The sequence below is a fragment of the Lujinxingia litoralis genome (assembly GCF_003260125.1).
Lineage (GTDB): Bacteria > Myxococcota_A > Bradymonadia > Bradymonadales > Bradymonadaceae > Lujinxingia > Lujinxingia litoralis.
The window spans coordinates 1-26484 of record NZ_QHKO01000008.1; the positions used below are offsets into that span (position 1 = coordinate 1).

A 26484-nucleotide genomic window follows, 5' to 3' on the forward strand; every position below is an offset into this window, starting at 1 on the left:
CCGGGTTTAAAGAGCCTTCCGCCTCCTGAGGGAGGCGGCCCCGTTGAAGCATGGGCGACGCCGCGCGTTACGCGGCTGAGGTTGGGCCGCCTTCCGCCTCCTGAGGGAGGCGGCCCCGTTGAAGCCCGACCTCTTGGGCCCACACGGCGCGAAAGAAAGTGGCCTTCCGCCTCCTGAGGGAGGCGGCCCCGTTGAAGCTCGCCGGCCGAGCTCGCGAGGTAGTCGCCGACCATCGCCCCTTCCGCCTCCTGAGGGAGGCGGCCCCGTTGAAGCCCAGTTGGGGATATGTCTAAAGATGTCAGCCACTTACGCCTTCCGCCTCCTGAGGGAGGCGGCCCCGTTGAAGCGACGGCGTCCAGGTGGCGTTCCTCGATGGTCGCGAGACCCTTCCGCCTCCTGAGGGAGGCGGCCCCGTTGAAGCTGAGCGGTCCGTGGTATGTGTACGAGGTCCGCAGTCCTTCCGCCTCCTGAGGGAGGCGGCCCCGTTGAAGCACGGTGGAGAACGAAGGCGGTGGCGCGTTCTGTGTCTGGCCTTCCGCCTCCTGAGGGAGGCGGCCCCGTTGAAGCCCGGCTACCAACGGCGCTCCGGAGCTGTGGGCGGCGTCCTTCCGCCTCCTGAGGGAGGCGGCCCCGTTGAAGCAGCGATCTGTAGCGCACTACGAGACGCACATTGCCGCCCTTCCGCCTCCTGAGGGAGGCGGCCCCGTTGAAGCGCCACGAACGCTGAGAGGTACCCCGCCGTCTCGTCCCTTCCGCCTCCATCGGTAGGCGGCCCCGTTGAAGCGTCGACGATCGCACGCGCGGGACCATGTACGGGGCGAACCTTCCGCCTCCTGAGGGAGGCGGCCCCGTTGAAGCGGGGTCTGCCCTATAGCCGTTGTTACGGCACCTTGCCTTCCGCCTCCTGAGGGAGGCGGCCCCGTTGAAGCCCGGGCGGGTTCTTCCGCGTGCGCGGTGCCGATACCGAACCTTCCGCCTCCTGAGGGAGGCGGCCCCGTTGAAGCCTCCTGATCGAGCTCGCGCTCTGAGCGCCTGCTCTCGCTCCTTCCGCCTCCTGAGGGAGGCGGCCCCGTTGAAGCCAAGCGTTGGCCACGTTGAAGACAACCATGGCTGACGACCTTCCGCCTCCTGAGGGAGGCGGCCCCGTTGAAGCCGGAACGCAGGTGCCCTACGCCATCAACCATCAGCTCGGCCTTCCGCCTCCTGAGGGAGGCGGCCCCGTTGAAGCTACCTGGACGGCGTGACGGCCACGACTGGCGAGGTTTCCTTCCGCCTCCTGAGGGAGGCGGCCCCGTTGAAGCATTGATGTTTCCTTCTTGTTTGTGTTTTTCTTTTGCCCCTTCCGCCTCCTGAGGGAGGCGGCCCCGTTGAAGCTCAGCAGGACGGTGATGTCATATGTCCAGCTGTCTGGATCCTTCCGCCTCCTGAGGGAGGCGGCCCCGTTGAAGCCCGGTGCGCTGGTCGTGCTCGACGATGCCGCGCAGGACCTTCCGCCTCCTGAGGGAGGCGGCCCCGTTGAAGCGTGATGATTCCCTCGGGCGCGGCGAAGATCATGACCGTCCTTCCGCCTCCTGAGGGAGGCGGCCCCGTTGAAGCCAGGGTGAGGAGAAGGTCAAGGGGATCGCTACGACGCAGCCTTCCGCCTCCTGAGGGAGGCGGCCCCGTTGAAGCAAAATGACCGAGTACAACGGCCACAAAAACAAAGCCCCTTCCGCCTCCTGAGGGAGGCGGCCCCGTTGAAGCATCCCAGAATTTTCGGTTGGGGTTAGGTGGTAGGGTTCCTTCCGCCTCCTGAGGGAGGCGGCCCCGTTGAAGCGAAAAGGCATCTCATCTCCTTCAGACATCTGAATCGGCCTTCCGCCTCCTGAGGGAGGCGGCCCCGTTGAAGCGAGTACAGCACGAGCCAGAAAACCCTTAGCGCGCCTAAACCTTCCGCCTCCTGAGGGAGGCGGCCCCGTTGAAGCAGTGCGGGAGCGCGCTTGACGCCCTCGGTGGCGAGGACCTTCCGCCTCCTGAGGGAGGCGGCCCCGTTGAAGCCTCGGTGTCGGTCGCTGTTTGCGACATCCACCGATCGGCCCTTCCGCCTCCTGAGGGAGGCGGCCCCGTTGAAGCACGGGTTTTGGTGATGGTGGTGCCAGTCGCCTCAGCGACCCTTCCGCCTCCTGAGGGAGGCGGCCCCGTTGAAGCCACTAAAGTCCCCTGGTCTATATTGTTGGTGTAGATAACCTTCCGCCTCCTGAGGGAGGCGGCCCCGTTGAAGCCACAGCCACCCCACTTCACGCCGCCGTTTGCTCTTCGGCCTTCCGCCTCCTGAGGGAGGCGGCCCCGTTGAAGATTCAGGGCTCGCGCCACATCCGGCACCGCTACAATCCTTCCGCCTCCAGAGTGAGGCGGCGCCGTTGAAGCGGCCAGCGCCTACGATCTCGACCTGATCGCACACTGGCCCTTCCGCCTCCAGCGTGAGGCGGCCCCGTTGAAGCCAGTATAGCTTGCGGCGCTCAAGCTCATCGCGCTTTCCTTCCGCCTCCTGAGTGAGGCGGCCCCGTTGAAGCCCACAAATCCGGATTGTCTTGGTAATGACACCCCTCCCTTCCGCCTCCTGAGTGAGGCGGCCCCGTTGAAGCCCGGTGCCGGCGTAGCCGGTCAGCGTGAAGAACCGACCTTCCGCCTCCAGAGTGAGGCGGCCCCGTTGAAGCAGGACCAGGAAGACGTGGAGATCGTCGCGGAACGTTCGCCCTTCCGCCTCCTGAGTGAGGCGGCCCCGTTGAAGCTGAGCTGGTCGAGTGCGCCCGCGAATCCGAGCGACGCCCTTCCGCCTCCAGAGTGAGGCGGCCCCGTTGAAGCGCCTCCCGGTCATAGCGGGTGCCAAGAGCCTCCCCACCTTCCGCCTCCAGAGTGAGGCGGCCCCGTTGAAGCGTTGATGGCGCGCCAACCAAACTCGCGCCGCAGATCCTGCCTTCCGCCTCCTGAGTGAGGCGGCCCCGTTGAAGCGAAGCTGGATCTTGGCCATGACCGTACAGGTGACGTCGACCTTCCGCCTCCAGAGTGAGGCGGCCCCGTTGAAGCTGGATCTCGGATGGCCTCGACGGACCGCATGGCCTGCCTTCCGCCTCCAGAGTGAGGCGGCCCCGTTGAAGCAATCTTCATGTTGAACGCCTTTAGCGTGAGTTGACTTGCCCCTTCCGCCTCCAGAGTGAGGCGGCCCCGTTGAAGCGCCTCACGCTGCAGGGTGGAAAGGTCGTAGGGAAGAGGCCTTCCGCCTCCAGAGTGAGGCGGCCCCGTTGAAGCAGGCCGGCGGGCACGGCTTCGAGTGGGTCTGCATCGCCCTTCCGCCTCCAGAGTGAGGCGGCCCCGTTGAAGCCGGCGCGCCCAGGTAGCGTTCATCGAGCCCTTGAGACCTTCCGCCTCCAGAGTGAGGCGGCCCCGTTGAAGCGGTGCGATCTTGCTTCTTGCCGGACTTGTCCACCCACCTTCCGCCTCCAGAGTGAGGCGGCCCCGTTGAAGCCCGTGCTGCTGGGCTGTCGATGCGTTGGAGGTGATCAGCCTTCCGCCTCCAGAGTGAGGCGGCCCCGTTGAAGCATGAGCGAGAGGCCGATTGATACTGCGATAATAGGCCACCTTCCGCCTCCCTCGGTAGGCGGCCCCGTTGAAGGGGGGGCGGCATCGTTTGGGCGTATCGTTCCGTTCGATCCACCCGCGTCATCGAAATGGTCCGGTTGTGAACGCTGGCCTTTTATGGTATCCGACGCGTACCTCTTTTGCGTGACATGCCTTCGTTGGACGACGAGATTCTGCTCATTTTGAGTTCGCCGCCTTCTTGAAGATTTGGGGAAAATACCGCGTCCACGATGGCCCTGGTGCAGCAAGTGGCCGGGGCTTCGGTGTGTGAAAGTTGATAGTGTCGACAGATGGTCATTGATGTGTGGATTGAAAATAGCGCGGACGAACGTCACGCCGGAAGACGATTTATAAAATTATCGGCGATGAGTAGAAGGGGATACTATGTCTGAACAGATGCAATACGAATCGAATGTTGAGAAACTTATTCTTCTCGTCGGCTCGAATCCGCTTCCAAATTACCTCGTGGCACGTGCTCTGCGACCTGAATGTGTCGGGCTTGTCTATACGAAGGAGACCGAGGTTGCGAAGGATAGATTGAAGAGCGAACTCCAGCGGGTCCTGGGCAACTCCAACATCGTTGACGCCTTCGTCCAGGATGCAACGTGTGCGCTAACTGTTCGGCGTACCATTGCGAGGCTCCTTGCTCAAGGTAATCAAATCGGTTCGTTCGAGCTAAACTACACGGGTGGCACCAAAGTTATGGCTGCACACGCGAGAATTGCTTTCGCTGAGAGTGGCGGAATGCCGGAACAATCGTCGTACCTCGACGAGGGCGGAAAGGATGTCCAGCCGCGACTTCGCTATGACAACGGGCGCGCGCTCAGCCTGGAGGAACTCTGCAGCCCGGCGCTGGAATTACAGACAGTCCTCGCCCTGCACGGTATAAATCACAGGCCCCGTTCCTCCCGAGAGGGCGCACCAACACAAGATGATGCCCGGAAGATCCTCTGCGCTGTTCTTCAAGAGCCAGAATTGGCGAAAAAACTTTACGAAGAGCGAATTCGTCTTGAAACACTGAGAAAGCCTAAAGTGGCTGTTTCGGAGCCGTTTCAACCAAGTGCTTATGGTCTAGACCTGAGTATTCGGGGTCTGCCGGAGTCCGAACAGACGAATAGCAGGCTCTATAAGAGTTGGTACAAATTCATTGGTGGTGAATGGCTCGAAGAGTGGATTGGAACGAAGATTGGCGAGCTCGAAATGACGCCAGTCCCGGAAGTCGTGGTGGGTGTTAACGCGTTCCGTGGTGAAAATCGCGCGAATCTCGAAGTGGATGTGGCGGTCGTTCGCGGTCATCGAACGTACTTTGTGTCTTGCACTACTGATGACACTAAAAGCAGGTGCAAATCCAAGCTCTTTGAGGTCGCGGTGCGGTCGCGTCAACTCGGTGGCGACCTTGCCCGCGCAGCGCTGGTCTGCTTGGCCGACGATAAGACCGTGAGAGAACTTCAGCAGGACATCAATGACCTCTGGGGGGCGACAAACACGACGCGAGTCTTCGGACTGTCAGATCTCAAAACATGGTCTGCCTGCGAAGGCCAGCAACCGAACTTATATGCGTTAGAATCTTGGATGGAGAGCTGACAATGCCCGTTCTTACTGCAGTCGATGTGCTCGGCATTCAGCGTTACGTTTTCGGTTCCAGCCGTCTCCGAGATGTGCTGGCCTCTTCCTGGATGGTGTCCCATGTGACAGAGCGCGAACAGCTCGTGCAGTGGGCAGAACTCCCCTCGTCGGCTGTGCTTCTCGCTGCGGGCGGAAACGCCATTATCGAGTTCGACACCATTGAGCAGGCACGAGACTGGTCTGCTTGTTACTCCAGATGGCTTCATGAGACGGCTCCAGGCCTGGACGTTGTAGTAGCGCATCGTCCCTACGAAGCGCAGTCGCTTGCGTGGGCGCTCCGCGTCCTCCAGGTGGACGTTGCTCGTGCCAAGTATGGCCGTGCGCCCAATATGCCGCAGCTAGGTCTCAGCGTCACCGCGTCCTGCTCAAACACCGGGCTGCCAGCGACGAATATGGACCACGGTGAGCTCGTGTCGTCCGGCGTTCACCAACTTCGGATGTGCGTCGACAACGCAAGGGCGCGTTGGGCGAATTTCGTTTCATCTTTGGAGCCTATGCCTGGCTGGCGAGCAGACTTTCCAGATGAAATCGACCATATGGGGCGGACGTACGGGCAATCGAGCTTGGTGGGGGTGGTGCATGTTGACGGCAATGGCGTGGGACGCCGTATCAAGAGGTGGCTGGAGCGTTGCCTCGAACAAGGAACAGACGATGAAAGCATCCGTGCCCAATACCATGAGTGGTCGGATGCCATCGACAGGGCCGGACATTCTGCTCTGTTGACTGCGGTCCGTCGCGTAGCCTCTTGCATCCAGATTGAAGACGACCATTGCGTGCTACGAGGAACGCCTGTGGAGCTCGGGTATCGCCTTCATGACTGGCGGGACGATAGAACTCATCGTAGGGCGAGGCAAACCGTCCTTCTCCCGCTTCGCCCTGTGCTCCTGGGCGGTGATGACCTCACCTTTTTGTGCGACGCGCGAATCGCGCTCGATCTGGCTGCCGCAACGTTGCAAGAGTTCGAGCGCCACGAGATTCCGCACCTCGGGGACGATGGTGCTTCAACGACGCTAACAGCGTGTGCGGGCGTAGCGCTGGTCAAAGCACACGCGCCGTTTCACCGCAGCTACGAGATTGCAGAAGACCTTTGCCGGAACGCCAAACGCGCTCGCACGGTTGCTAATCAAGACGCTGCGATGGAAACCGGGGGGTGGCTCGACTGGCACATCGGCACGACACGTCCAGGCGAGTCGGTGGCCCAGATTCGTGAGCGGGAATACTCCCGCGGGAACATAGAACTTACGATGCGACCGTTCCCGGTTACTGGACCCTCGAATAGAATACAAACATGGGCCTGGCTCGATAATGAACTCCTCGGGCCTCCATCCGATGGAGGTGCTCGTGGGCTTCGTGGAGCCCATTGTTGGGCGGGGAGCCGAAATCGGGTCAAAGCTCTCGGTTCCGTCGTAGTGGGCGGAGCCCATGAGGTCGAACGTCAAATTGGGGCATGGAGGGCGACGGAATCAACTATTCAGCTTCCGGGGGCTCTCGACGACAGCGGGTACCTCGGACAGAAGACGCCGCTGCTTGATGCTGTCGAAATGTTCGACCTACATCTTCGCCTCAAGCCGGACTTTCGTGTGGCTGGGACAGCTTCTGAGCCTAGTGGCAATGCAGCAGAGGAGATGAGCCGATGACAACACAGAGCATCATCCCCGCAAGTCTGCGAGTGGAACTTCTCTCGGACGCAACATTCAGTCGCGGTGAGGGCACTGCGGGCCTGGTTGACATTGAAGTCGAGCACGATTCTCTCGGGTTGCCCTTGATCGGAGGAAGGACGATACGGGGATTGCTCCGCGACTCGTGGTTGTCGATGCAGCCCCACTTTCCCGATCTCAATGATGCCGCGGCCAGGGTTTTGGGACGCAGCAAGAGCCTCGACGATGAATGTCGTCTGCGGGTTGGCGATGCATATTTGCCTGAACCGATTCGGGAGGCAGTACGCATTAGTTTACAACGCAGCGTGAGTCCATTGGGGCCGGAAGCGATCTTGGATGCGTTCACCGATATTCGTTACCAGACTGCCGAGGATAGGAGCTGCGGAGCTCCTGAAATCACGACGTTGAGGAGCACCAGGGTCGTGCTTCGGGGGTTTCGGTTTAAAGTCGCACTGACGTGGCTTGACGGCTATCAGCCGAATTCAGATGACCTGCAAGTGCTCGCGCTGTGCGCGCTGGTCACTCGCCACGGAGGGCTGACACGCAATCGGGGGCGTGGGCACCTTCGGTGTACCCTCGACGGAGATCTGGCTCTTACCCGGCGTTTGGCCGAAGGGGATTCAAAACGGAGGGCTTCGTGAGCGGCGACACTACGACAATCTTCTTGCCCTACACGCTGACCCTGCGCGCTCCGGCGATCACGACGGCCCTGTCGGGCGATCCGAATAGAGCCGTCACGCAGCCGTTTATCCCGGGCAGTGTCATTCGCGGCGCAGTCGCTGCTCGATTGCTCGCCGAGGGTGAGACTGCAAATAGTGACGTTTTCAGAGACTTCGTCCTCACCGGCGCCGTCCGCTACCTACATGCCTATCCGGAGCTAAATGGCCAGCGTGCGATGTTGGTGCCGCAATCCTGGTGTAGTGTAAAGAGCAGCCTGGAGAGTGTCCGAGACTTGGCTGCGTTCGATGGCCGTGTGACGGAGGATTGTGACGCAGAAGATCTTGCGGATCATTGGCCAGATGAGACGCTCGTCTCACTTGGCGTTCCCTTCACCACACCATTGACATCGTCAGGTGCACGAACGGTCGCAGCGCCGCGAATCGATGCGCGCCTTCACCAACAGCGTGACCGTATTAGGGGGCGGCCATGGACAGACAAGGTCGATGGGCGCGAGGTTCCTCGGGGGGCTATCTTCTCCTATGAGTACCTTGAGCCGGAACAAGTTTTCCGCGGTCTGGTGCAAGTCCATCTGCACGCCACCCAGTCGGCGGATGCACATCGTATCGGAGAACTCCGGGATGATTACGTGCAGCGTCTTCGAGCGTTACTTGACGGGAAGCCGATCCTCGTGGGCCGGGCTCGCCGTGCTGGTTATGGCGGCGACGCCGAGCTCCAATTCAACGCGTCGTTCATGGACGCGGAGCAGGGAAACATCGCCGGCGGCCTGACTGCGGATCTGGAGTCCGGAACTTGCTTTCGGCTACTCCTCGCCTCCGCCTATGTCGGAAGACATCCCGTTACCGGACAGCTTGACCCTACAGCCCTGGTTCACGAACTCCATCAACGCGGCCTCGACGTGGTTATCGAGCGCCGCTATTGGTCATTTGAGACTGTCGGGAGCTTCAATCGAAAGTGGCGCCTTGAGGTACCACAAGCTCTGGCTGCATCGGCAGGCTCTGTGTTCGTGTTGAGGGCCAAGGGGGCGGTTCCCGTCACAGTCCTTCGAAGAATCGAGCGGGAAGGACTCGGTGAGCGCCGCGTCGAGGGATTCGGCCGAGTTATGTTCCTCTGCCATGAGGAGGATACGAAGTCACTTGTAGTTTGTTATGATGCAAGCGGTCTTGGAACGAACCACGCCGCAGATGCTGCGCAAGCGATGGACCCTTCGGCAGCTGACCAACTGGCGTTCTTGGAGAGGCGGATCGTGCGATCTGCGGCCAAACGTGAGCTGGACCGCGTGGCAGCGGATATCGCCGGCCGAGCGTCAAGTCTTCCAACGACGAGTTTGCTTGGCCGGATTCGCACACTTTTCCGTGTAGTTTGCGACGAAGCCACCGCACGCCAGGCACTGGTTCATCTGTGCACCTGGTGCGGTGAGGAGGGCGACTATGCTCTGAAGCCCGAGGCACGCAAAAAGCTCCAGAATTGTCTGTGTGAGGGGGGGACGCTGCTGACTTGGTTCCGCGCACTCACCGAATTCGACCACGATAAGAGAGAATGGTCTCGCCTCGTTGAGGCTGCGGGGACGCCGGCCCCGGCTGCATTATGTAGCTTAACGCAACGCCATTGCCTGACCACGCCAGACGCAGCAAAGGTAATTCTGGATGACCACGCAGCAGAGCTGACGGTGTACCTCATTGACGGGGTGCTTGCTGCTATGGCGCGACGAAATCGAGGAGGCAATCAATGAATAACGCCCAATTGCCCCTTGACGACGCGATGCCCGGCCGACCGATTCTGGCGCGGTGGGTGATCTGCGGGACGCTCCGGCTCGAAACCGCCATGCATCTCGGAGGGAAGACGTCCGAAAGGGTGGATAAAACGGTACTGCGAGACGCTCGTGATGGCGGCCCGTTACTCCCGGGAACTACGTTGGCAGGTGCGTTGCGCAACGCGCTCGCCGATCGGCTCGTGGGGTACGGTGTAGAAGAGCCGGTATCCGTGTCGCGCCTCTTTGGTGGCGGGCGAGGCGATGACGACGGAGCCCAAAGCCCTCTCATTGTCTTTGACGCGATCGGCAGGTTTCCCGAGGGTCAGGGGAGTGAGATCCGAGATGGTGTGGCCATCTCGCCGACCACTGGCACCGCGGAGGACAACAAGAAGTACGACTATGAAGTACTCCCTGCGGGAACGAGCTTCCCCATTCGGCTCGACCTGCTGGTGGCCAACGCGAGCCAAGAGAAAGAACAGGTCGAGGCACTGGCGACGTCGCTTGATGCACTCTCCGACGGTGAGACGGCCTTCGGAGCGAAGCGGTCACGAGGCCTTGGTCGGGTTTCAGCGACCTGGACCGCTCGGCGATTCGATCTCACCACGCCAGCGGGTTGGATGGCATGGGCTCAGGCCGATCATGAGTTTCCACACAATACCGCGGACGAAGATTTTTCGGCTCTTGATGCGCTGCGGGCAGCCGCGCCCGAATCCCTGACCGCGCTGACAGTTTTAACGGATGCGCGGCAGCGGGTTGTTTTGGAGCTCCATCTCAAGGTTGAGGGAGATGTCCTTATCCGCAGCCCTGGAGCATCTCCTGATGCACCAGACGTGTCGCATCTCACAAGCGGCGGATCTCCGATTCTCAGTGGCACAAGCCTTGGCGGTGCTCTTCGCTCGCAGGCCCTCCGAATCGCGCGACTCGTCCGTCACCGCAAGGGCGATGGGGATCGTTTGATCGACGAGCTCTTTGGTCCTCGCTTTGAGGGGCAACGCCCTCCACCCGGATTAAAACTTTTCGCATCCCGGCTTCGTGTGGGAGAGGCGGTTATCAAGGGCGGCTCGTCTCCGAGGCAGACGCGTGTTGCGATCGACCGATTTACTCAGGGCGTGATTCCGACCGCGCTCTTTGATGAGCAGGTCCAAAGCGGGGGAGAGGCGTGCGTGCAGCTTGAACTAAGAGATCCGAGAGCCGGTGAGCTCGGATTGCTCTTGCTGGTGCTCAAGGACTTGTTGAGCGGAGAGCTGCCAGTGGGGGGGGCGTCCGCGGTCGGTCGCGGTGTTCTAACTGGGGCTGCAAGGCTAACTTTCTACGATGGGGACGACACAGAACCACGCTCCGCGATCATTCGCCCGGGCTCGTCGCCAGCCGGCGATGCTGCTGCAGAGATCGAGGCAGCAATCCAACAGTTCGTCGAGCCGTCATCGGTTAATCATGAAGTGGAGGTGGCCGCTGGCGTGATTGAGGAGGGAGTTTCGCAGTGAGCATTACGACACCGAGCATCGCGGGTTGCACCATATCGTTATTTAATGAGCCGACCTGTCTTCAAATCCTAGAGTGGCTTGCAGGGGAGCTAGACTTGGCGCCGGAAGGCGTCGAGACAGGGCTGACTTGGGTTCTTGCACACTCTGATGATGGGGTGACATGGGGACGCTTCGACGAACAAGCAAACCGATGGCGACTGGGACATGATGCGATGCCCGAGGTGTCGCCGCCGATTCTGCCAGGGTCACTCCTAGAGCTACGAGTGTTCGGCGACGACGGCGAGTTGCTTATCTGGCGCACGGACGATGGGCTGTGCGGGCGACTTCTTAAGGATGACGAGCCCGAACGCAACACGAGCGATATAGACCCACTGCGCCCGTCCGAAGAGCTGCGTATTGTTCGCGGTGACCGGATTCGAGGAGGCGTCGGCGAGGGCTTCACCCGGGTTACTGACGCGGCTGGCGCTGAGCAGGTTTTGCCAATCAAGGTTGATAGTGCTCAGCTAAGAGAGGGGAAGATCCGCCTCCTCGTCCGCCACTATTGGGTTCAAAATGCAGACAACGGCACGGTGCGCATCGCCGTGACCAGGCTCGTAAAGCTCACGACGGGGGAACAACATGGCGGCTGATAAAGGAATCTTGCGCCTCTCGAAAAAGGGAGCAGTTCAAATTGAATTCGTAAGCAAGAAGGGAAAGACGGTGCTCGCTAATGCGGCTCAGGATCAATTATCCCACACCTTGCGAACAAGGTTGAATGAACTCGACGGCCAGGAAGTGGAGTTTGAGCGCGTCGGCGGACAGCCTAAGCGAATTCGGGAAGTTGGAGGGGCTTTTGTCACCGCGTATGCGAGCGGAGACTCGAATGGTGGCGGTCGAGGGAAGCCGCGACGATCAACACGGTCTCAACGGCATTCTGGCAGTGATTCCCAAAAGAGAAATATTAAGACGCGGCACTTTCACAATCCGTACAACTTCGTCCCGGCGCCGCCGCGCGACACGTTGGATCCGGAGCTGGGTGATCATCCCCCCGTGAGTCAAGACAGCTTCGAGCCGGCTTTGTACACCGGTCGTATCGGTATTCGACTGGTGGCGAAGACGCCTTTGTTGGTACCGGACATAGAGAACGCGCAGGAGAGTCCGAACGGCCACAAGACCTTTCCGCTATTGTTGAGTACAGACGGAAAACCCTCAATTCCGGCGTCAGGTATTCGCGGCATGCTCCGTTCGGCCTATGAGGCCATCACCAACTCCCGCTTCGGGACCTTTTCGAACGAGCTGCGTAGTCGGCTTGCGTTTCGAATGAATGCAAGTGATGGATTGCGACTGATCCCGGCACGTGTCGAGAGCGGTGAGATTCGGCTTATGACAGGCGTCTCCAAAATTGCTCGGGATGGGCAGCTTGACCAGGGCGACCCTCAATATGCGGCATGGCTTGGACGTTACCGGAATGGACAGCTCGACAGCCGTGCAATGCGCTATCCTGATGGTAGCCTGCCGGCCCACGGCGACGCTGTTGAGTGCTGGTTGGAGCGCTTTCAGCATCATCGTTGGAATCGAAGACGTAAGAGGCATACCAAAGATTTCCAATACGTGAAGGTCCGCGCCATTATTCGGCAAGGTGAACAGCTGGGGGCAATGCCGGAGCCGAGCCAAGGGGCTCAGGTTAGAGGCCGCTCCTGGCATGAGCCTCTTGGCTCGCCGCTCATACGCGTTAAAGGCTGGGTGTGCATCACGAATGCCAATATTAATCGCAAGCACGATGAGCGTGTTTTCTTCAGTTCCGACACGAGCCACACGCCCAATACATTCTCGTTGAAGAACAGTCATCGCGACTTGTGGCGCGAGTTGATCCAGAACTACCAATCGATCCACCAAGACGACCTGCGTCGCCGAAGGCAAAACGGACAGGCATTCGACGAATACCTTGGACGGGAGCCAGGAAAGACCGGATGGTCCCGTCACATCTACACCTCCTCCGACGTGGATTTGAAAGACGGTACCCTCTGTTATGTACGACTCAACGACCAGCAGACGGATGTGGAGGCTATCTTCCCGGTTATGATCGCGCGCGAACTTTATCCGGTCTCTCCCTGGGAGCTGCTGCCGGCGTCGCTGCGGCCCGCCACGAGCCTCGATGAACTCTCGCCTGCGGACCGTGTATTCGGGTGGGTGCGAGCAAAACGAGGGGCGCAGGGGGCTGGGGCCGTTCGAGGCCTTCTTCGCGTCGGTCCGGTGACCTGCATGTCGGCTGTCGAGGACGCAGTCGAGACGTTCCCCCACCCGGGCGTGCCCCTTGCGATCCTTTCAGCGCCGAAGCCCCAACAGGGGCGTTTCTATGTTGCCCGGGACTCAAGTGGAGAAGCGCAGAAGGATAGCTTGGCCAAGAATAAATCTGGCTACTCCCGGGGAAAGGGACTTCGAGGGCGCAAGGTATATCCCCACCAGAGGAGTCTTTCGCAAGCGCACTGGCAAGAGCCACTGGAGGACAGAACTCAAACAGGTATCGGGAGCCCGGCGCACTATCAGGAATACCGTCGTCCGCAACGTGGTGGCGAAGAACAGCGTGATGATCAGAACCGTTCCATTCTGGGTTGGGTCAAGCCTGGTGCCGAATTCCGGTTCGATATTCATGTCCACAATCTGTCGCGGGTCGAACTTGGGGCTCTTGTCTGGCTACTGTCCTTGCCGTCTGAATACTTCCTTCGCTTTGGAGGCGGCAAACCATTCGGTTTCGGGAGCGTCCGTCTTGAGGTCGACACGTTCGATGTCCGAAGCGGTGACAATCTGAGGAATCATTACTCAAGCTGGATGGTCGATTCCGTAGGGACCAATGTTCATCAGGTTTCAAAGGAAGCGTTCCAGCGAGCGATCCTTCAAATCTATTCCACGGATGGCCAGACAAACGTTGATGAAGTGTCATTTATCAAAGCATTTCTCACGGCGTGTCGAGGTCACAAGGATAATCTTCCAACCCATTACCCTCGTGCCACTGTGGAGGGGCTGCCGGGGCCGCCGAACCCAGCCGGCGAGTCTTTCAAGTGGTTCGTTGCGAACGAACGGCAGGAGGCGTGTTATGCGCTAGAAAATCTAGCGAGCGACGAGGGAATGCCCGTGCTGAAAGAAAAATAGTAGTGGATGAGGCTGTAGCCAAAATAGAAGAAGGGGACGTCGATAAGCTATCAGGTTAATTGCCCTGTTTGTGCCTCTTTTCTCATCCATTGCGAAGGCCTTTCTCGGGCTGACTGAGCTCCCTCATGAATTATCGCATCTCCTCCATTATCTGCTTTTGCGATCCTCTCTTCGAACTCCATTAACTGAATCCAACCGGAGTCGGACAGATGGTTTCGATGTAAGCAGCGCATGGTGTCCCCTCCCCCCCCGGCTAATCACCACGGGTTCACCCCCACCCACCCCTTCCCCAACACGCCAACCTGCTTTAGACTCGAGCTCTACCCAGACAACGGCATCGCCGTGCCCCCCCGGGGTTGTTGCCGCCGATCTTTCGAACCGACGCGTGCGCGGGTGCGCGTGGTGCATCGAGGAGGAGCATGATGAGCAGCGACGAGCCCATGGCGGTGGTGGCGACCGAGGTTGAGGCGCGGGGGGCCGGGTTGCCGGCGGAGTTGCTGGCGGAGGTGGGTCCGCTGGTCTGGCGAGTGCGGGCGCTGCGGGCGCGGCAGGCGATTGGTTATGACGAGGCGTGTCGGAGCGCGCGGGGGGCGCGGGCCCATCGGGGGGAATTGCAGGAGCTGGACGCGTTGCTGGAGGGGCTGTTGGCCGAGCTCGGGGCGCGGGTCTTTGACCACCTGGAGGATGGGGGGTGGGGCGGGGGGCTCTCGCGCGCGGCGGGGGATGAGGAGGATGAGGCCCCGGCGGAGGAGGCGCCGGAGGAGGGGGCGGAGCGTCAACAGGGCGCGCCACCCACCGCCGAACCCCCCCCACCCCCCGAGAGGGCGCGCGGGCTGCGCGTGCCCACTCGCCTCATCGGTGGGCAGGTGCGGGCGGGGGCGGCGAGTGGGGCGCCGACGCGGGCGGAGCTGGTGGCGCATCTCTTGCCGGATGTGCGCGAGCAGCTCGGGGCGCCGCCTCGCCGCGTGCGCACGTACACCGAGACGGTGGGGGAGCTGGGGCGCCTGAAGGCCGCCACCGAAGACGAGGCGCTCTGCCGCTGGGAGCAGCTGCCGGCCGAGGTGCAGGTGGTGCTGGCGGGGTTCATCGTGGCGCGCTTTCGTCACCTGCAAGAGGAGACTCCGGCCGACTGCCGGGGCGTGGTCGAGGGGGACCGCCACGCGCTCACGGTGATTCAGAGCCTGCGTGCGCATGTGGGGCAGGGGCACGTGGGCTATGTGCACGGGCTGGCGCGCGACCACGGGCCCGAGCGGGGGAGCTGGGCCGCCGACGCTGTGCACTACCACCGGGAGCTGGCGCGTCAGGCCCATGAGTACTATGGCGAGCCGCTGGAGGAGGCGCGTCGGGCGATTAATCCGGAGCGGGCGCTCGGGAGGATTCGTGCGCTGATCGACCAGGAACCCTCGGTGGATCGCATCTGTGCGCTGGTCGAAGACGTGCTCCGCTCGCCAGGGGGCTTAAGAGGCGATGACCCCCGGCTGGTGCGGCTGATGCGGCCCTTTCGCGACCACTTAAGCGGGGCGTCACTGTCCCGGCTGCGTCAGGCCATCGACGCCCATGACGCCGCGCAGCAGGCCGAACCGGAGTTTGAGGAGGGCCTCTTGCCGCCGGACTGGCCCTGGCGCGAGGCGATCCGGCGCTCGCGGGTGGTGATGGTCGGAGGCGACAGCCGCCCCGGGGCCCAGGCGCGCATTGAGCAGATCTTTGAGCCGGCGAGCTTTGAGTGGATTACGGTAAACGGCGGGGAGAATGTGCGGCAGGTGCAGGCGCTGGCGGGGCGGATGCAGCAGGGGAGCGTCGATGTGGTGATCCTGCTCACGGCCTTCGTCAGCCATAAGATCAGCGACCAGGTCACCGAGGCCGCGGGCAAGTCCAACGGGGTGCACCTGGTCTACATCAACCGCGGCTACGGCATCGCCCGGCTGCGTCAGGGGTTTGAGGACTTCGTCCCCTGCGAGCCCCTCGGCGCCGACCCGGCCTGAGCGTTGGCCGGTGCGCTGCGCTTGTGGTGTCCGGCGCGCATCGACTAGTACGCCCTGAGTTCGAGCGGATGTCTGCTGTGTGGCGCCGCGCGCCGCGCGCCGGGGCGTGGCCCGGCCGCGTCGATGTAACATGCGTCCGCTCTTGCCCGGGACGTCGTACAAGGGACGCCGCTCATCCACAAAAGGTCTGCCCCGGGGCATCGGGGCTTAAGGAGTGTCGATGCGCCTAAAAATCCTGCGCCTCAATGGCCTGCGTCTGGAGCTGCGCCGTGCCGCCGACCTGACGCCGGCCGATCGCGACGAGATCTACATCTTTGCCAGCCGCTACATCGAGGGCAGCCGCCAGGTTATCGACGCCGGCTTTGAGGTGATGCGCGACGTGATCCTGGTGCGCGAGCGCGCGGGCGGCCCCCTGGTGGGGGTGGGCACCATGGACGTGCGCCTCTTCGAGGTGGCGGGCCGCCGCCGGGTGGTGCTCTACCCGGGCAACGCCCTCTTGGAGCCCCGCTTCCGAGGGCGCAACGTGCTCCAGGCCGTGGTGATGGTCTACTTTCTGGAGGCGCGCCTCGGGTACCCGCGCTGCCCCATCGATCTGGCGATGGCCGTGTTCAGCTACAAGAGCTACCTCCTCTTGCCCCGCACCTACCAGACCTTCTGGCCCCGCTACGAGCAGGCCACGCCGCCGACCGAGCGCGAGCTGATGCGCCGGGTGGCCGAGCGCTACAGCCAGAACGTGCGCCCGGGGCCCGGGGGCGAATGGATCGGCACGGTGCCCAAACACCTCCGCGGAGAGGTCGCCCCGATCGGCTCGCAGGAGCTGGCGTCGGCGCACGTGCGCTACTTCCACGAGCAGAACCCGGGCTACGGACAGGGCGATGTGCTCGTGGTGCTCGCGCCGCTGAATCTAAAGAACTGGCGCGCGATGGTGCGCACCACGGTGCGCCGTCAGCTCCGCGGACTCAAGAGCCGGGCTCGGGCGAGGGTTTGAAGAGAGAAGGGGGGAAGGCGATGAGTTACAAAATACATGTTTACAAAAATAGATTAACCCGTAAGGGTTAGGGTTCATCTCAACAGGCCTGAGGAGAGGGAGCTCCGCGTGTCCGAATCGTCCCCACACGCACCAAATGGCAGCTCATCGCTCGGGCCGCGCCGAATAAGCCGGTGAAGGCCGTGGCGCGCTGCGTTCTCTACAATCAGAGCTGATGTAAGAGGCATGAGTTGCCTGATAGCATCAGGGGCGAGGGAGATTTTGTACGTCTCTCTTCGCTCCTGATGTTCACTTTTAAGATGCGGCAGGTGTGGAGACGAAGATGATCTGTAAGCATTACGGGATGTTGATAACAGCGCTAATATTTGTGGGGGTGGGGTGTGGTGATCCGGACATTCAGGATGTGCCACAGGCGTGCAGTATGGAAGGGGCTCAAGACTGCAACCTTGATGAAGATAGCTGGATCAGGGTTAATAGTGTCGAGGATCTCGCGAGCGTTTGTGAAGATGCCTGTGAGCAAATGTATAGTTTATATTTTTCCGATCTTCGTGAGATGGAGCAGTTGACGGGATTCTCGTGGGTCAAGCGTGTGGAGGTGAGCTTGAACATCTCCGGTCTGCGCAATGTGCATACGTTGCGGGGGTTTGATAATCTTGAGTTTTCAAACGTGGTAGTTCTTGAGAATAACTTTAGGTTGAAGACAATCGAAGGGTTTGGCGCACTGAAAGAGGTGAATTATTTAGAGCTGGAGCAAATGGATGGAATCGATACGATTCAAGCGTTTGATAATCTGGAGTTTATGGGGCCGGCAGGCGACTTTAGTGATAGCTTCGGATTCTTTCTGACCAGCATGGACGGCATCATCCACCTGGAAGGTCTGCATAAGGTCCGGGAGGCGGGGATTGTGGCCATTCAGTACAACGAGAATCTGGAGTCGATCGATATCATGGATTCGGTCGAAGAGATCCGTTCGCTCTCGATTCGCGACAACCCCAAACTCTCCAGCCTGGGGGAGTGGCCAAATCTTCGTCGGGCGCATTGGGGAATTGAGGTGCATGACACGCCCAACCTCCGTCGCTGTGAGGTGGAGGCGTTGATCGACCAGCTGGAGGAGCGTCCGGAGAACGTGGAGTTGTCGGGGTTGAGCGACGCGCCCTGCGACTGAAGCCCTCTCCCTCCTGACAGCTCGCCGCCGGAGAGCGTTCGGAGCCCCTCCGGAGGCTCACCGCGTCGCACGGAGCAGGGTTCGGGAATGAAGGGAGAGGCCGGGGGTTTTGTTATTCAAGTGTTCGCTTGAACAATCTTGAATCGCTGAGGCCTCCATGACTCCCCGTCCCGCACGAACCTTCAAAAACGCCGCCTACGGGCACCTGGCCCGGGTGGGTAAAGCGCTCGCCAGTCCGGCCCGTCTCGAAATTCTAGAACTCCTGGCGCAGGCGCCGGCCAGCGTGGATGCGCTGGCCAGCGAGGTGGGCCAGAGCGTGGCCAACACCTCGCACCACCTGCAGGCGCTGAAGCGCGCGCACCTGGTGAGAAGCGAGCGCCAGGGGGTGCAGCGCATCTACCACCTGGCCGATGAGGATGTGGCCGGGCTCTTAAGGCAGCTCCAGGCGGTGGCCGCGCATCATGTTGGCGAGTTGCAGGAGCTGACGCGGGCGTACTTTGAGGGGGGTGAGGGGTTGGAGGCGCTGGATGGGCCGGCGTTGCTCGAGAAGCTGCGGGCCGATGAGGTCACTCTGATCGACGTGCGGCCGGAGCATGAGTACCTGGCCGGGCACCTCCCCGGGGCGCTCTCGATGCCCCTCTCGGAGCTCGAAACTCGCCTCGAATCTCTGCCCCGGGGGCGCACGATCGTGGCGTATTGCCGGGGGCCCTATTGCACCTTTTCGGCGGAGGCGGTGAGCCGCCTGCGGGCGCGGGGGTATGACGCGCGGCGCAGCGAGGTGAGCGTGCAGGATGCCGTGTTGCTGGGTGGAGGTGCGCGATGAGTGTGGCGCCGCCTGTTAAGCTGGGGTTGCGTGAGAACCTGGCGCAGTTTTCGTTGTTGGTGCTGGTCAACGCCTTTGTGGGCGCGATGGTCGGGATGGAGCGCAGCATCCTGCCGGCCATCGCCGAAGAGGAGTTTGAGCTGGCCGCGCGCAGCGCGATCCTCTCGTTCATCGTGGTCTTCGGGGTGACCAAGGCGCTGACCAACTACATGGCCGGGCGCTGGTCGGATCGCTTTGGGCGCAAGCGGGTGCTGGTGGCCGGGTGGTTGGTGGCCGCGCCGGTGCCCTTTTTGCTGATGTGGGCACCCTCCTGGGCCTGGATTCTGGGGGCGAACGTGCTGCTGGGGGTCAGCCAGGGGCTGACCTGGTCGACGACGGTGATCATGAAGATCGACCTGGCCGGTCCGCGCAAGCGGGGGCTGGCCATGGGGCTCAACGAGTTTGCCGGGTATTTTGCTGTGGCGCTCTCGGCGCTGGCCACCGGGTTTCTGGCCGCGGAGTACGGGTTGCGCCCCGAGCCCTTCTACCCGGGGGTGGCCTTTGTGGTGCTGGGCACGCTGCTCTCGGTGCTGGTGGTGCGGGAGACAAAGCACCATGTGGCTCAGGAGGCGGCGAGTGTGGCAAACGCCTCGGGCCCCCACGCAGAGCTCTCGGCCCGGGAGGTGGTGATGCGCACCAGCCTCAGGGATCGCGACCTCTCGTCGGTGAGTCAGGCCGGGATGATCAACAACCTCAACGACGGCATGGCCTGGGGGCTCTTTCCGCTGCTCTTTGCGGCGGCCGGCATGTCGATCGCGCAGATCGGCACGCTGGCCGCGATCTACCCGGCGGTCTGGGGGCTGGGGCAGCTCTTTACCGGGGCCTGGTCGGATAAGGTGGGGCGCAAGGGGCTGATTGTGGCCGGGATGTGGATCCAGGGCGTGGGCATCGTGATGATCGCGCTGGGGAGCACCTTTGCGCTCTACGCGCTGGGGGCGGTGCTGCTGGGCCTGGGTACGGCCATGGTGTATCCCACGCTGCTGGCGGCCATTGGCGATGTGGCCCACCCGAGCTGGCGAGCCAGCGCGGTGGGGGTCTACCGCCTCTGGCGCGATATGGGGTATGCGGTGGGGGCGGTGCTGGCCGGGGTGCTGGCCGACGCGTTTGGGCTCTCGGTGGCCACGCTGGCGGTGGCCGCGCTGACCTTTGGCTCCGGTCTGGTGGTGGCCCTGCGCATGCGCGAGACGCTCCAGACCGAGCCCCGGGTGGCCCTGGCCGACGGGCAGCCCTGAGGGCCGGGGGGCGCGGGTCAAGCTGGATGGATCGCCTCCCCGGGACCGGGCGCCCGGGGAGGCTTTTTTGCGCGCGAGGAGAGAGATGCACGACGCTTTGGAACGACCGCTCTATCTGGATCATAACGCCACCACCCCGCTGCGCGAGGAGGTGATTGACGCGATGCTGCCCTATTTGCGGGAGCACTGGGGCAACCCGTCGAGCGGCCATGTGTACGGCCGACGCGCAAAGCAGGCGGTGGAGGAGGCCCGCGCGCAGGTGGCCGGGCTGCTGGGGGCCTCGCCAGACGAGATCGTGTTTACCTCGGGGGGGACCGAGGCCAACCACCTGGCGATCTGGGGAGCGGTGACTCGCCCGGGGGCCGGCGCCCGGATCGTCACCTCGTGTGTGGAGCATCCGGCGGTGGCCCGTCCGCTTGCGGTGCTGGAGGAGGAGGGGGCCGAGGTGCATCGCCTGGGCGTCGACGCGCTGGGGCAGGTCTGCCCGCAGCAGGCTCGCGAGGCCTTGAAGGGGGGCGCCGAGCTCTTGACGGTGATGCACGCCAACAACGAGACCGGGGTGCTCCAGCCCATCGGCGAATTGGCCGAGTACGCGCATCGGGCCGGGGCGCTGGTGCATAGCGACGCGGCGCAGTCGGTGGGCAAGGTGGCCGTGGATGTGAACGCGCTGGGCGTCGACCTGCTCTCGGTGGCCGGCCATAAGCTCTACGCCCCCAAAGGGGTGGGCGCGCTCTACGTGCGCCGGGGTGTGGCGCTGCGCGCGCTGATGGTCGGGGCCGGGCACGAGGGGGGGCTGAGGCCCGGCACGGAGAATGTGGCCTCGATCGTGGGGCTGGGGGAGGCCTGCGCGCGGGCCCAGGACGATCTGGAGCACGAGGCCATGCGCCAGCGCCGGCTGCGCGACACGCTCTTTGAGCTCCTGTGCCGGGAGCTCCCCGGGGTGAGACTCAACGGCCACCCGCAAGAGCGCCTGCCCAACACGTTGAGCGTGCGCTTTGACGGGGTCAGCGGTGACGCTCTGCTGGCGGCCACCCCCGAGGTGGCGGCCTCCACCGGCTCGGCCTGCCATCAGGGGCAGACCCGGGCCTCGGCGGTGATTCTGGCGATGGGCGTGCCCGCCGCGCAGGCCGCGGGCACCCTGCGCCTGAGCCTGGGGCGAGCGACCACCGCCGAGGAGGTGGAGCGGGCGGCGCGGGCGCTGATCACCGGGTGGAAGCGCTGCGCGGCCCCCCGGGGCTAGCTCAACTCGGTGAGCAGGCGCTCCAGCATCGCGCCCAGGGTGTGGATGTCCTCCTCGCTGACGTGGAGGTGGGGGCGCAGGCGAATGGTGTCGGCGCCGGCTCCCAGGAGCAGGAGCTTTTCGCGATCGCGGGCGCGCTGGATCAGCGTCTGCTTGAGTCCCGGGGTGCGCATCGAGAAGCCCTGGTAGAGGCCGTAGCCGCGCACGTTGTACATCAGCTCCGGGAAGCGCTCGGCCAGCCCCTGGAGGGTCTCCACCAGCAGGGCTCCCAGGGTGGGGACCTTCTCGATCAGGCCTTCGCGGCGCACGATGGCGTACTCCTGAACAAAGCGCACCATGTCGGCCAGGGTGCCGCCCCAGGTGGAGTCGAGCACGCCCAGGTCGTCCATGCGGTTGAGCATGTAGACCACCCCGTTGCCCAGCTTCTTGCCGCTGGCCACGGCCTGCGGGGGGTGGGGCAGATCGAAGCCGTCGATGGTGAAGAAGGTTCCGGTGGCGCCCCCGGCGGTCTGCACCTCATCAAAGGCCAGGGGGATCTGGTGGGTGTGGCAGAGCTCGGAGAGCTGTTGGAAGAAGGAGCGCGGGGCCACCCGGTGGCCGCCGGCCCCCTGGATGGGCTCCAGAATCACCGCGACGATCTCATCGCGGTAATGCTCAAAGAGGTTCTCCAGGATGGTCAGGCAGCGCGCGACCTTCTCGCGGGTTTCGGCCTCGGACTCGGTGGTGTCGAGCGCGGGGAAGGGCACCTGGAGGTTGCCCGGGATCAACCCCTGAAAGTCTTTGGTCATCACCGGGTCGTGGGAGACGCGGGTGACGTTGAGGGCAAAGACGGTGCGCCCGTGGAAGGCCTGATCGAAGTACACAAAACGCCGGGCCCGGGGTGTTTTACCCTCGGAGAGCAGGCGCTGATGATGAAGGTTGATCAGGTACTTCATCATGTTTTCGACGGCCTCGGCGCCGGAGTTCACCGCGTAGACCTCCAGCCCCGGGTTCTGCATGCACTGCGGGCCGAGCTGGTGGAGGGTGCGGTAGTACTCGAGGCATTCCGGGGTGAGGAAGTCGGGGTTGGCGATCTTGTTGTTGGCGGCCACCACCAGACGCCGGGTGTACTCCGCTTCGTAGAGTCCGGGGTGGTTGTGGGCGATGAGCTTGGCGCCGTAGTAGCCGGCCCAGTCAAAGAGGCGATCGCCCTCCAGCGTGGCCAGGTACATGCCCTCGGAGCGCGCCAGATCGACGACAAAGGGATGGGGCTCGGCCAGCACGTAGGTGTTGAGCTCGTTGAGGAGCGCGGCGCTGCTGGAGGGCGCCGGGGCGGTCGGGGCAGAAGAAAGAGGGGACATCGAAGACCTCCACAGAATGCGGCGGCGAGGCCGGCGTCTTGCGGGCGCCGACACCTCAGAGTCAGAGAAGGGGGTGGGGCAGGCCGGCGGTCAGCGCCGGGAGGGCACTGGCGAGCGTGGTAAAGAGGGGGAAAGGCCTGCCATCGGTACGACCCCGGGAAAGGAAGCGAGCGAATAACGAGCACGCACAGGGAGGGGGTCCGCACAGAGAGGCTCTCTGAGGAGGACCGGAGGCGCTCCCACGGCGCGACCAGGTCAGACAGAGCGTGGATGGCTCTCCACGTTCCGATGCGGGCAGGTCTTCGGGCTTATGAGCGGGTCGCCCTTTGTCTTAAGGGGCGCGGGCCTACTGTCCACAGCTTCCCGGCCCTTTGAGGGGGCCAGTGCTTTGAATGTGGAGGTCGTTCTCAAGTACCGCTGCGGGGCAGCTCCGGCATTGAACCGGATTCCCTTTTAAGCTCCTTCAGGGCCACCGAGGTGGGGTCTGGGGAGCACCAGCATGGCCGGGACGTTAGGGGGCGACTTACGCGCGTGTCAACGCCGGAGTGGCGGGGCGCAGGAGGCCGCTTAGATGTGCGCCATCCCGTCGTCGGGCCCGTCGGTCGGGGAGGGTTCGGGAGGGAGTTCTTCGCCCAGCCAGCTGTAGACCACCGGGAGCACGAAGAGGGTGAGGAGGGTGGCGCTGAGCAGGCCGCCGATGACGACGGTGGCCAGGGGGCGTTGCACCTCGGCGCCGGCGGTGGTGGAGAGGGCCATGGGCAAAAAGCCGATGCCGTCGGTCAGCGCGGTCATCAGCACGGCGCGCAGGCGCAGCCGGGCGCCTTTTTCGGAGGCGTCGAAGAGCGAGAGGCCCTCGCGCTGGAGCTCGCGGATGGTGGAGACCATGACCACGCCGTTGAGCACCGCGATGCCCGAGAGGGCAATAAAGCCCACGGCCGCCGAGATCGACAGGGGCATGCCGCGCGCCCACAGGGCGACCACCCCGCCGACGGCGGCCATGGGCACGTTGAGGTAGATGAGCAGGGCGGGGCGGACCGAGCCAAAGGTGGTGTAGAGAAGCAAAAAGATCAGCAGCAGGGCGGCCGGCACCGCCAGGGCCAGCCGGGAGGTGGCGGCCTCCAGGTTTTCGAACTGGCCGCCCCAGGTGATGAAGTAGCCCGGGGGCAGATCGCCCTCGGCGCTCAGGAGGGCCCGGGCGCGGGCGACGTACCCGGCCAGATCGTTGCCGCGCACGTTGACCTGGAGGGTCATGCGCCGCTGGGCGTTTTCGCGGCTGACGACCGCCGGGCCCTCATCGAGCACCAGCTGCGCGACCTGGCCCAGGGGCACACGCTGGCCGGAGGGGGCGGTGATCAGGAGCTGGCGCAGTTGGTCGAGGTCGGCGCGGGCCTCCGGGTGCAGGCGCACCTGCAGCGAGAAGCGCTTCTGGCCTTCAAAGACCGTGCCGACCTCGCGGCCGCCGACGGCGGCCACGGCGTCGAGGATCTCCGAGGCGTTGATGCCGTAGCGGGCCGCGGCCGGCCGGTCGACGATGACGCGCAGCGAGGGGAGCCCGGCGACCTGGTCGGCGCTGACATCGGCGGTATCTTCCAGGCTCTGGAGCAGGGCCATCAGACGGGCCCCGGTGCGCTCCAGCTCCTGAAAGTCGGGGCCGTAGAGGTTGACGGCGACATCGGAGCGCACGCCGCTGATCAGCTCGTTGGTGCGCAGCTCAATGGGTTGCGAGAAGGAGTAGTTCTGGCCGGGGACCTCCTCTTCCAGGGTGGCCTCCATCTGCCGCAGCAGCTCGGCCTTGGTGGTGGCGCGGCGCCAGCCGTCTTCGGGATGAAGCATCACGTAAATGTCGGAGATCTCCACGCCCATCGGGTCGGTGGCGATCTCGGCGCGGCCGGTGCGCGAGATCACGGTGTCGATCTCGTCGGGGAAGCGCTCCAGCAGGGTGCGCTCAATGCGGCCGGTGGCCTGGACCGACTCCTCCAGCGAGACCGAAGGGGGGCGCACCGCCTGCATGGCGATGGCGCCTTCGTCGAGGGTCGGGATGAACTCCGCCCCCATGGTCGAGGCCAGCCAGGCGCCGGCGGCGATGGCCGAGAGGGCCAGGGTGAGGACCAGCGTGCGGGAGCGCAGCGCCAGGCCCAGGGCCGGCTCGTAGAGGCGCCGGGCGTAGCGGGCCAGCGGGGGCTCTTTCTCTTTGAGACCGCCGCGAAAGAGCCAGGTGGAGGCCGCCGGCACCAGGGTCATGGCCAGCAGGAGCGCGGCGGCCAGGGCGGCCAGCACGACGATGGCCATGGGCTTGAACATCTTGCCCTCGATGCCCTGGAGGGTGAGCACCGGGATGTACACGATCATGATGATCGCGCAGCCCGAGAGCACCGGCGTGATCACCTGGGCGGTGGCGCGGCGCACCACCTTTTTGACCTCTTCCCCCCGGGCCCGGGTCTCGGAGAGGCGCCGGGAGATGTTCTCGATCACGACGATGGCCCCGTCGATGATCAGGCCAAAATCCAGGGCGCCCAGACTCATCAGGTTGCCCGAGACGTTGAAGACGCGCATCACGATGAAGGTCATCAAGAGCGAGATGGGGATGATCGCCGCGATGAGCAGGCCGCCGCGCAGGTTTCCGAGCATCAGGAGCAGGACCACGATCACCAGCACGCCGCCCTCAATGAGGTTGGTGGCCACGGTGCGCACGGTGCGATCGACGAGCTCGGAGCGATCGTAATAGGGCTCGATGGTGACCCCGGGGGGCAGGCCGGCGGCCAGCTCCTCTAAGCGTTGGTGCACGTCGGCTGACACCGTGGCCGAGTTTGCCCCCATCAGCATCATCACCGAGGCGGTCACCACCTCACCGCGGCCATCCCGGGTGACCGCGCCCTGGCGGACCATGGGGGCGAAGTCGACCGTGGCGACGTCGCGCACAAAGATCGGGGTGCCATCCTCGCGGGTGGCCACCCGCACCAGGCGCAGGTCTTCGAGCCCCGAGATCAGGCCTTCGCCGCGGATGACCCGTTGTTCGCCGCCGCGCACGATGTAGCCGCCGCCGGCGTTGGCGTTGTTGGCCTCCAGGGCCTCGAAGACCTGGCCCAGGCTCAGCCCCAGGGCGTTGAGACGCGCCGGGTCGACCTGCACCTCGTAGGTCTTGAGCTCCCCGCCAAAGGGGTTGACCTCGACCACCCCGGGGATGGGGCGCAGCTGGAAGGCGATGTACCAGTCGAGGATCGAGCGCAGCTCCATGGGGGTGTAGCACTGCGGGGTGTCGGGCTGCCCCGGAGGGCACATCGGGTCGCCGCGCACCTCAAACTGGTAGATCTCTCCGAGCCCGGTGGAGATCGGGCCGAGCTCGGGGCTGCCGTATTGAGGGGGGATGGCTTCGCGGGCCTGGGTGAGGCGCTCGGAGACGAGCTGGCGAGCGAAGTAAATGTCGGTGCCTTCTTCAAAGACCACCGTGATGGCCGAGAGCCCGAAGCGCGAGAGGCTGCGCACCTGCTCAACCCGGGGCAGTCCGCTCATGACGGTTTCGACCGGCATCGTGATGTACTGCTCGACCTCCACCGGGCCCAGCGCGGGCGCGTTGGTCAGGACCTGCACCTGGACGTTGGTGACGTCGGGGACGGCGTCGACCGGGAGTTCGCCGGCCGCGCGCACCCCGAGCGCGCCCAGGAGCAAGACCCCGAAGATGACCAAAAAGCGGTGCCGAATGCACAGGTCGATCAAGCGTTCCATAGGTGA

14 protein-coding genes, 1 CRISPR repeat array and 1 riboswitch are annotated in these 26484 nt (G+C 63.6%); of the genes, 12 read left to right on the forward strand and 2 right to left on the reverse strand.

The features are described 5' to 3' along the window. Positions 1 to 14: 14 nt before the first annotated feature. Positions 15 to 3653: a CRISPR direct-repeat array (repeat unit 36 nt; unit sequence CCTTCCGCCTCCTGAGGGAGGCGGCCCCGTTGAAGC). Positions 3654 to 4002: 349 nt separating this feature from the next. The 12 genes from DL240_RS15175 to DL240_RS15235 all read left to right on the forward strand — a co-directional run bounded on the left by DL240_RS15175 (position 4003) and on the right by DL240_RS15235 (position 21415). After that, positions 4003 to 5202, forward strand: coding sequence for a Card1-like endonuclease domain-containing protein (locus DL240_RS15175; protein WP_111730751.1), 1200 nt, complete (start codon positions 4003 to 4005; stop codon positions 5200 to 5202). Between the two features lie 1675 nt (positions 5203 to 6877). After that, positions 6878 to 7543, forward strand: coding sequence for an RAMP superfamily CRISPR-associated protein (locus DL240_RS20970; protein ID WP_111730753.1), 666 nt, complete (start codon positions 6878 to 6880; stop codon positions 7541 to 7543). Beyond that, the gene (locus DL240_RS15190) at positions 7540 to 9312 is read left to right on the forward strand and encodes an RAMP superfamily CRISPR-associated protein (protein WP_111730754.1); all 1773 of its coding nucleotides are present in this window, start codon (positions 7540 to 7542) and stop codon (positions 9310 to 9312) included. The genes DL240_RS20970 and DL240_RS15190 overlap by 4 nt, the downstream gene beginning before the upstream one ends. Beyond that, positions 9309 to 10817: an RAMP superfamily CRISPR-associated protein gene (locus DL240_RS15195; protein ID WP_111730755.1), complete on the forward strand. Its 1509-nt coding sequence runs from the start codon at positions 9309 to 9311 to the stop codon at positions 10815 to 10817. The genes DL240_RS15190 and DL240_RS15195 overlap by 4 nt, the downstream gene beginning before the upstream one ends. Beyond that, entirely contained in the window at positions 10814 to 11446 is a 633-nt protein-coding gene (gene csx19 / locus DL240_RS15200; RefSeq protein WP_146618331.1) for a type III-D CRISPR-associated protein Csx19, read from the forward strand. The genes DL240_RS15195 and csx19 overlap by 4 nt, the downstream gene beginning before the upstream one ends. Continuing rightward, positions 11436 to 13946: a TIGR03986 family type III CRISPR-associated RAMP protein gene (locus tag DL240_RS15205; RefSeq protein ID WP_111730757.1), complete on the forward strand. Its 2511-nt coding sequence runs from the start codon at positions 11436 to 11438 to the stop codon at positions 13944 to 13946. The genes csx19 and DL240_RS15205 overlap by 11 nt, the downstream gene beginning before the upstream one ends. A gap of 422 nt (positions 13947 to 14368) precedes the next feature. Further along, entirely contained in the window at positions 14369 to 15928 is a 1560-nt protein-coding gene (locus DL240_RS15210) for a DUF2325 domain-containing protein (protein WP_111730758.1), read from the forward strand. Between the two features lie 220 nt (positions 15929 to 16148). After that, entirely contained in the window at positions 16149 to 16916 is a 768-nt protein-coding gene (locus DL240_RS15215) for a hypothetical protein (RefSeq protein ID WP_111730759.1), read from the forward strand. A gap of 553 nt (positions 16917 to 17469) precedes the next feature. Then, the gene (locus DL240_RS15220) at positions 17470 to 18081 is read left to right on the forward strand and encodes a hypothetical protein (RefSeq protein ID WP_158542616.1); all 612 of its coding nucleotides are present in this window, start codon (positions 17470 to 17472) and stop codon (positions 18079 to 18081) included. A gap of 157 nt (positions 18082 to 18238) precedes the next feature. After that, on the forward strand, positions 18239 to 18904 hold the full coding sequence (locus DL240_RS15225) for an ArsR/SmtB family transcription factor (protein WP_111730761.1): 666 nt from the start codon (positions 18239 to 18241) through the stop codon (positions 18902 to 18904). After that, entirely contained in the window at positions 18901 to 20175 is a 1275-nt protein-coding gene (locus DL240_RS15230; RefSeq protein ID WP_111730762.1) for an MFS transporter, read from the forward strand. Before DL240_RS15225 ends, DL240_RS15230 begins: the two co-directional genes overlap by 4 nt. A gap of 85 nt (positions 20176 to 20260) precedes the next feature. Then, positions 20261 to 21415 (forward strand): cysteine desulfurase family protein, encoded by a 1155-nt coding sequence (locus tag DL240_RS15235; protein ID WP_111730763.1) that lies wholly within the window; start codon positions 20261 to 20263, stop codon positions 21413 to 21415. Here the strand turns inward: DL240_RS15235 and DL240_RS15240 are convergent. Together DL240_RS15240 and DL240_RS15245 are read right to left on the reverse strand one after the other, a co-directional pair. Further along, positions 21412 to 22755 carry an aspartate aminotransferase family protein gene (locus DL240_RS15240; RefSeq protein WP_111730764.1) on the reverse strand — a complete coding sequence of 448 codons (1344 nt, stop codon included), beginning with the start codon at positions 22753 to 22755 and terminating at the stop codon, positions 21412 to 21414. The two genes, DL240_RS15235 and DL240_RS15240, sit on opposite strands and share 4 nt — an antisense overlap. A 276-nt stretch (positions 22756 to 23031) precedes the next feature. Beyond that, positions 23032 to 23269, reverse strand: a riboswitch (cobalamin riboswitch). A gap of 53 nt (positions 23270 to 23322) precedes the next feature. After that, entirely contained in the window at positions 23323 to 26478 is a 3156-nt protein-coding gene (locus tag DL240_RS15245) for an efflux RND transporter permease subunit (RefSeq protein ID WP_111730765.1), read from the reverse strand. Positions 26479 to 26484: the final 6 nt, after the last annotated feature.

Coding starts and splice junctions, on each gene's coding strand:
- DL240_RS20970 (WP_111730753.1), top strand. CDS start 6,878: ATGACAACACAGAGCATCATCCCCGCAAGTCTGCGAGTGGAACTTCTC.
- DL240_RS15245 (WP_111730765.1), bottom strand. CDS start 26,478: ATGGAACGCTTGATCGACCTGTGCATTCGGCACCGCTTTTTGGTCATC.
- DL240_RS15195 (WP_111730755.1), top strand. CDS start 9,309: ATGAATAACGCCCAATTGCCCCTTGACGACGCGATGCCCGGCCGACCG.
- DL240_RS15230 (WP_111730762.1), top strand. CDS start 18,901: ATGAGTGTGGCGCCGCCTGTTAAGCTGGGGTTGCGTGAGAACCTGGCG.
- DL240_RS15205 (WP_111730757.1), top strand. CDS start 11,436: ATGGCGGCTGATAAAGGAATCTTGCGCCTCTCGAAAAAGGGAGCAGTT.
- DL240_RS15175 (WP_111730751.1), top strand. CDS start 4,003: ATGTCTGAACAGATGCAATACGAATCGAATGTTGAGAAACTTATTCTT.
- DL240_RS15220 (WP_158542616.1), top strand. CDS start 17,470: ATGGAGCAGTTGACGGGATTCTCGTGGGTCAAGCGTGTGGAGGTGAGC.
- DL240_RS15240 (WP_111730764.1), bottom strand. CDS start 22,755: ATGTCCCCTCTTTCTTCTGCCCCGACCGCCCCGGCGCCCTCCAGCAGC.
- DL240_RS15210 (WP_111730758.1), top strand. CDS start 14,369: ATGAGCAGCGACGAGCCCATGGCGGTGGTGGCGACCGAGGTTGAGGCG.
- DL240_RS15215 (WP_111730759.1), top strand. CDS start 16,149: ATGCGCCTAAAAATCCTGCGCCTCAATGGCCTGCGTCTGGAGCTGCGC.
- DL240_RS15235 (WP_111730763.1), top strand. CDS start 20,261: ATGCACGACGCTTTGGAACGACCGCTCTATCTGGATCATAACGCCACC.
- DL240_RS15225 (WP_111730761.1), top strand. CDS start 18,239: ATGACTCCCCGTCCCGCACGAACCTTCAAAAACGCCGCCTACGGGCAC.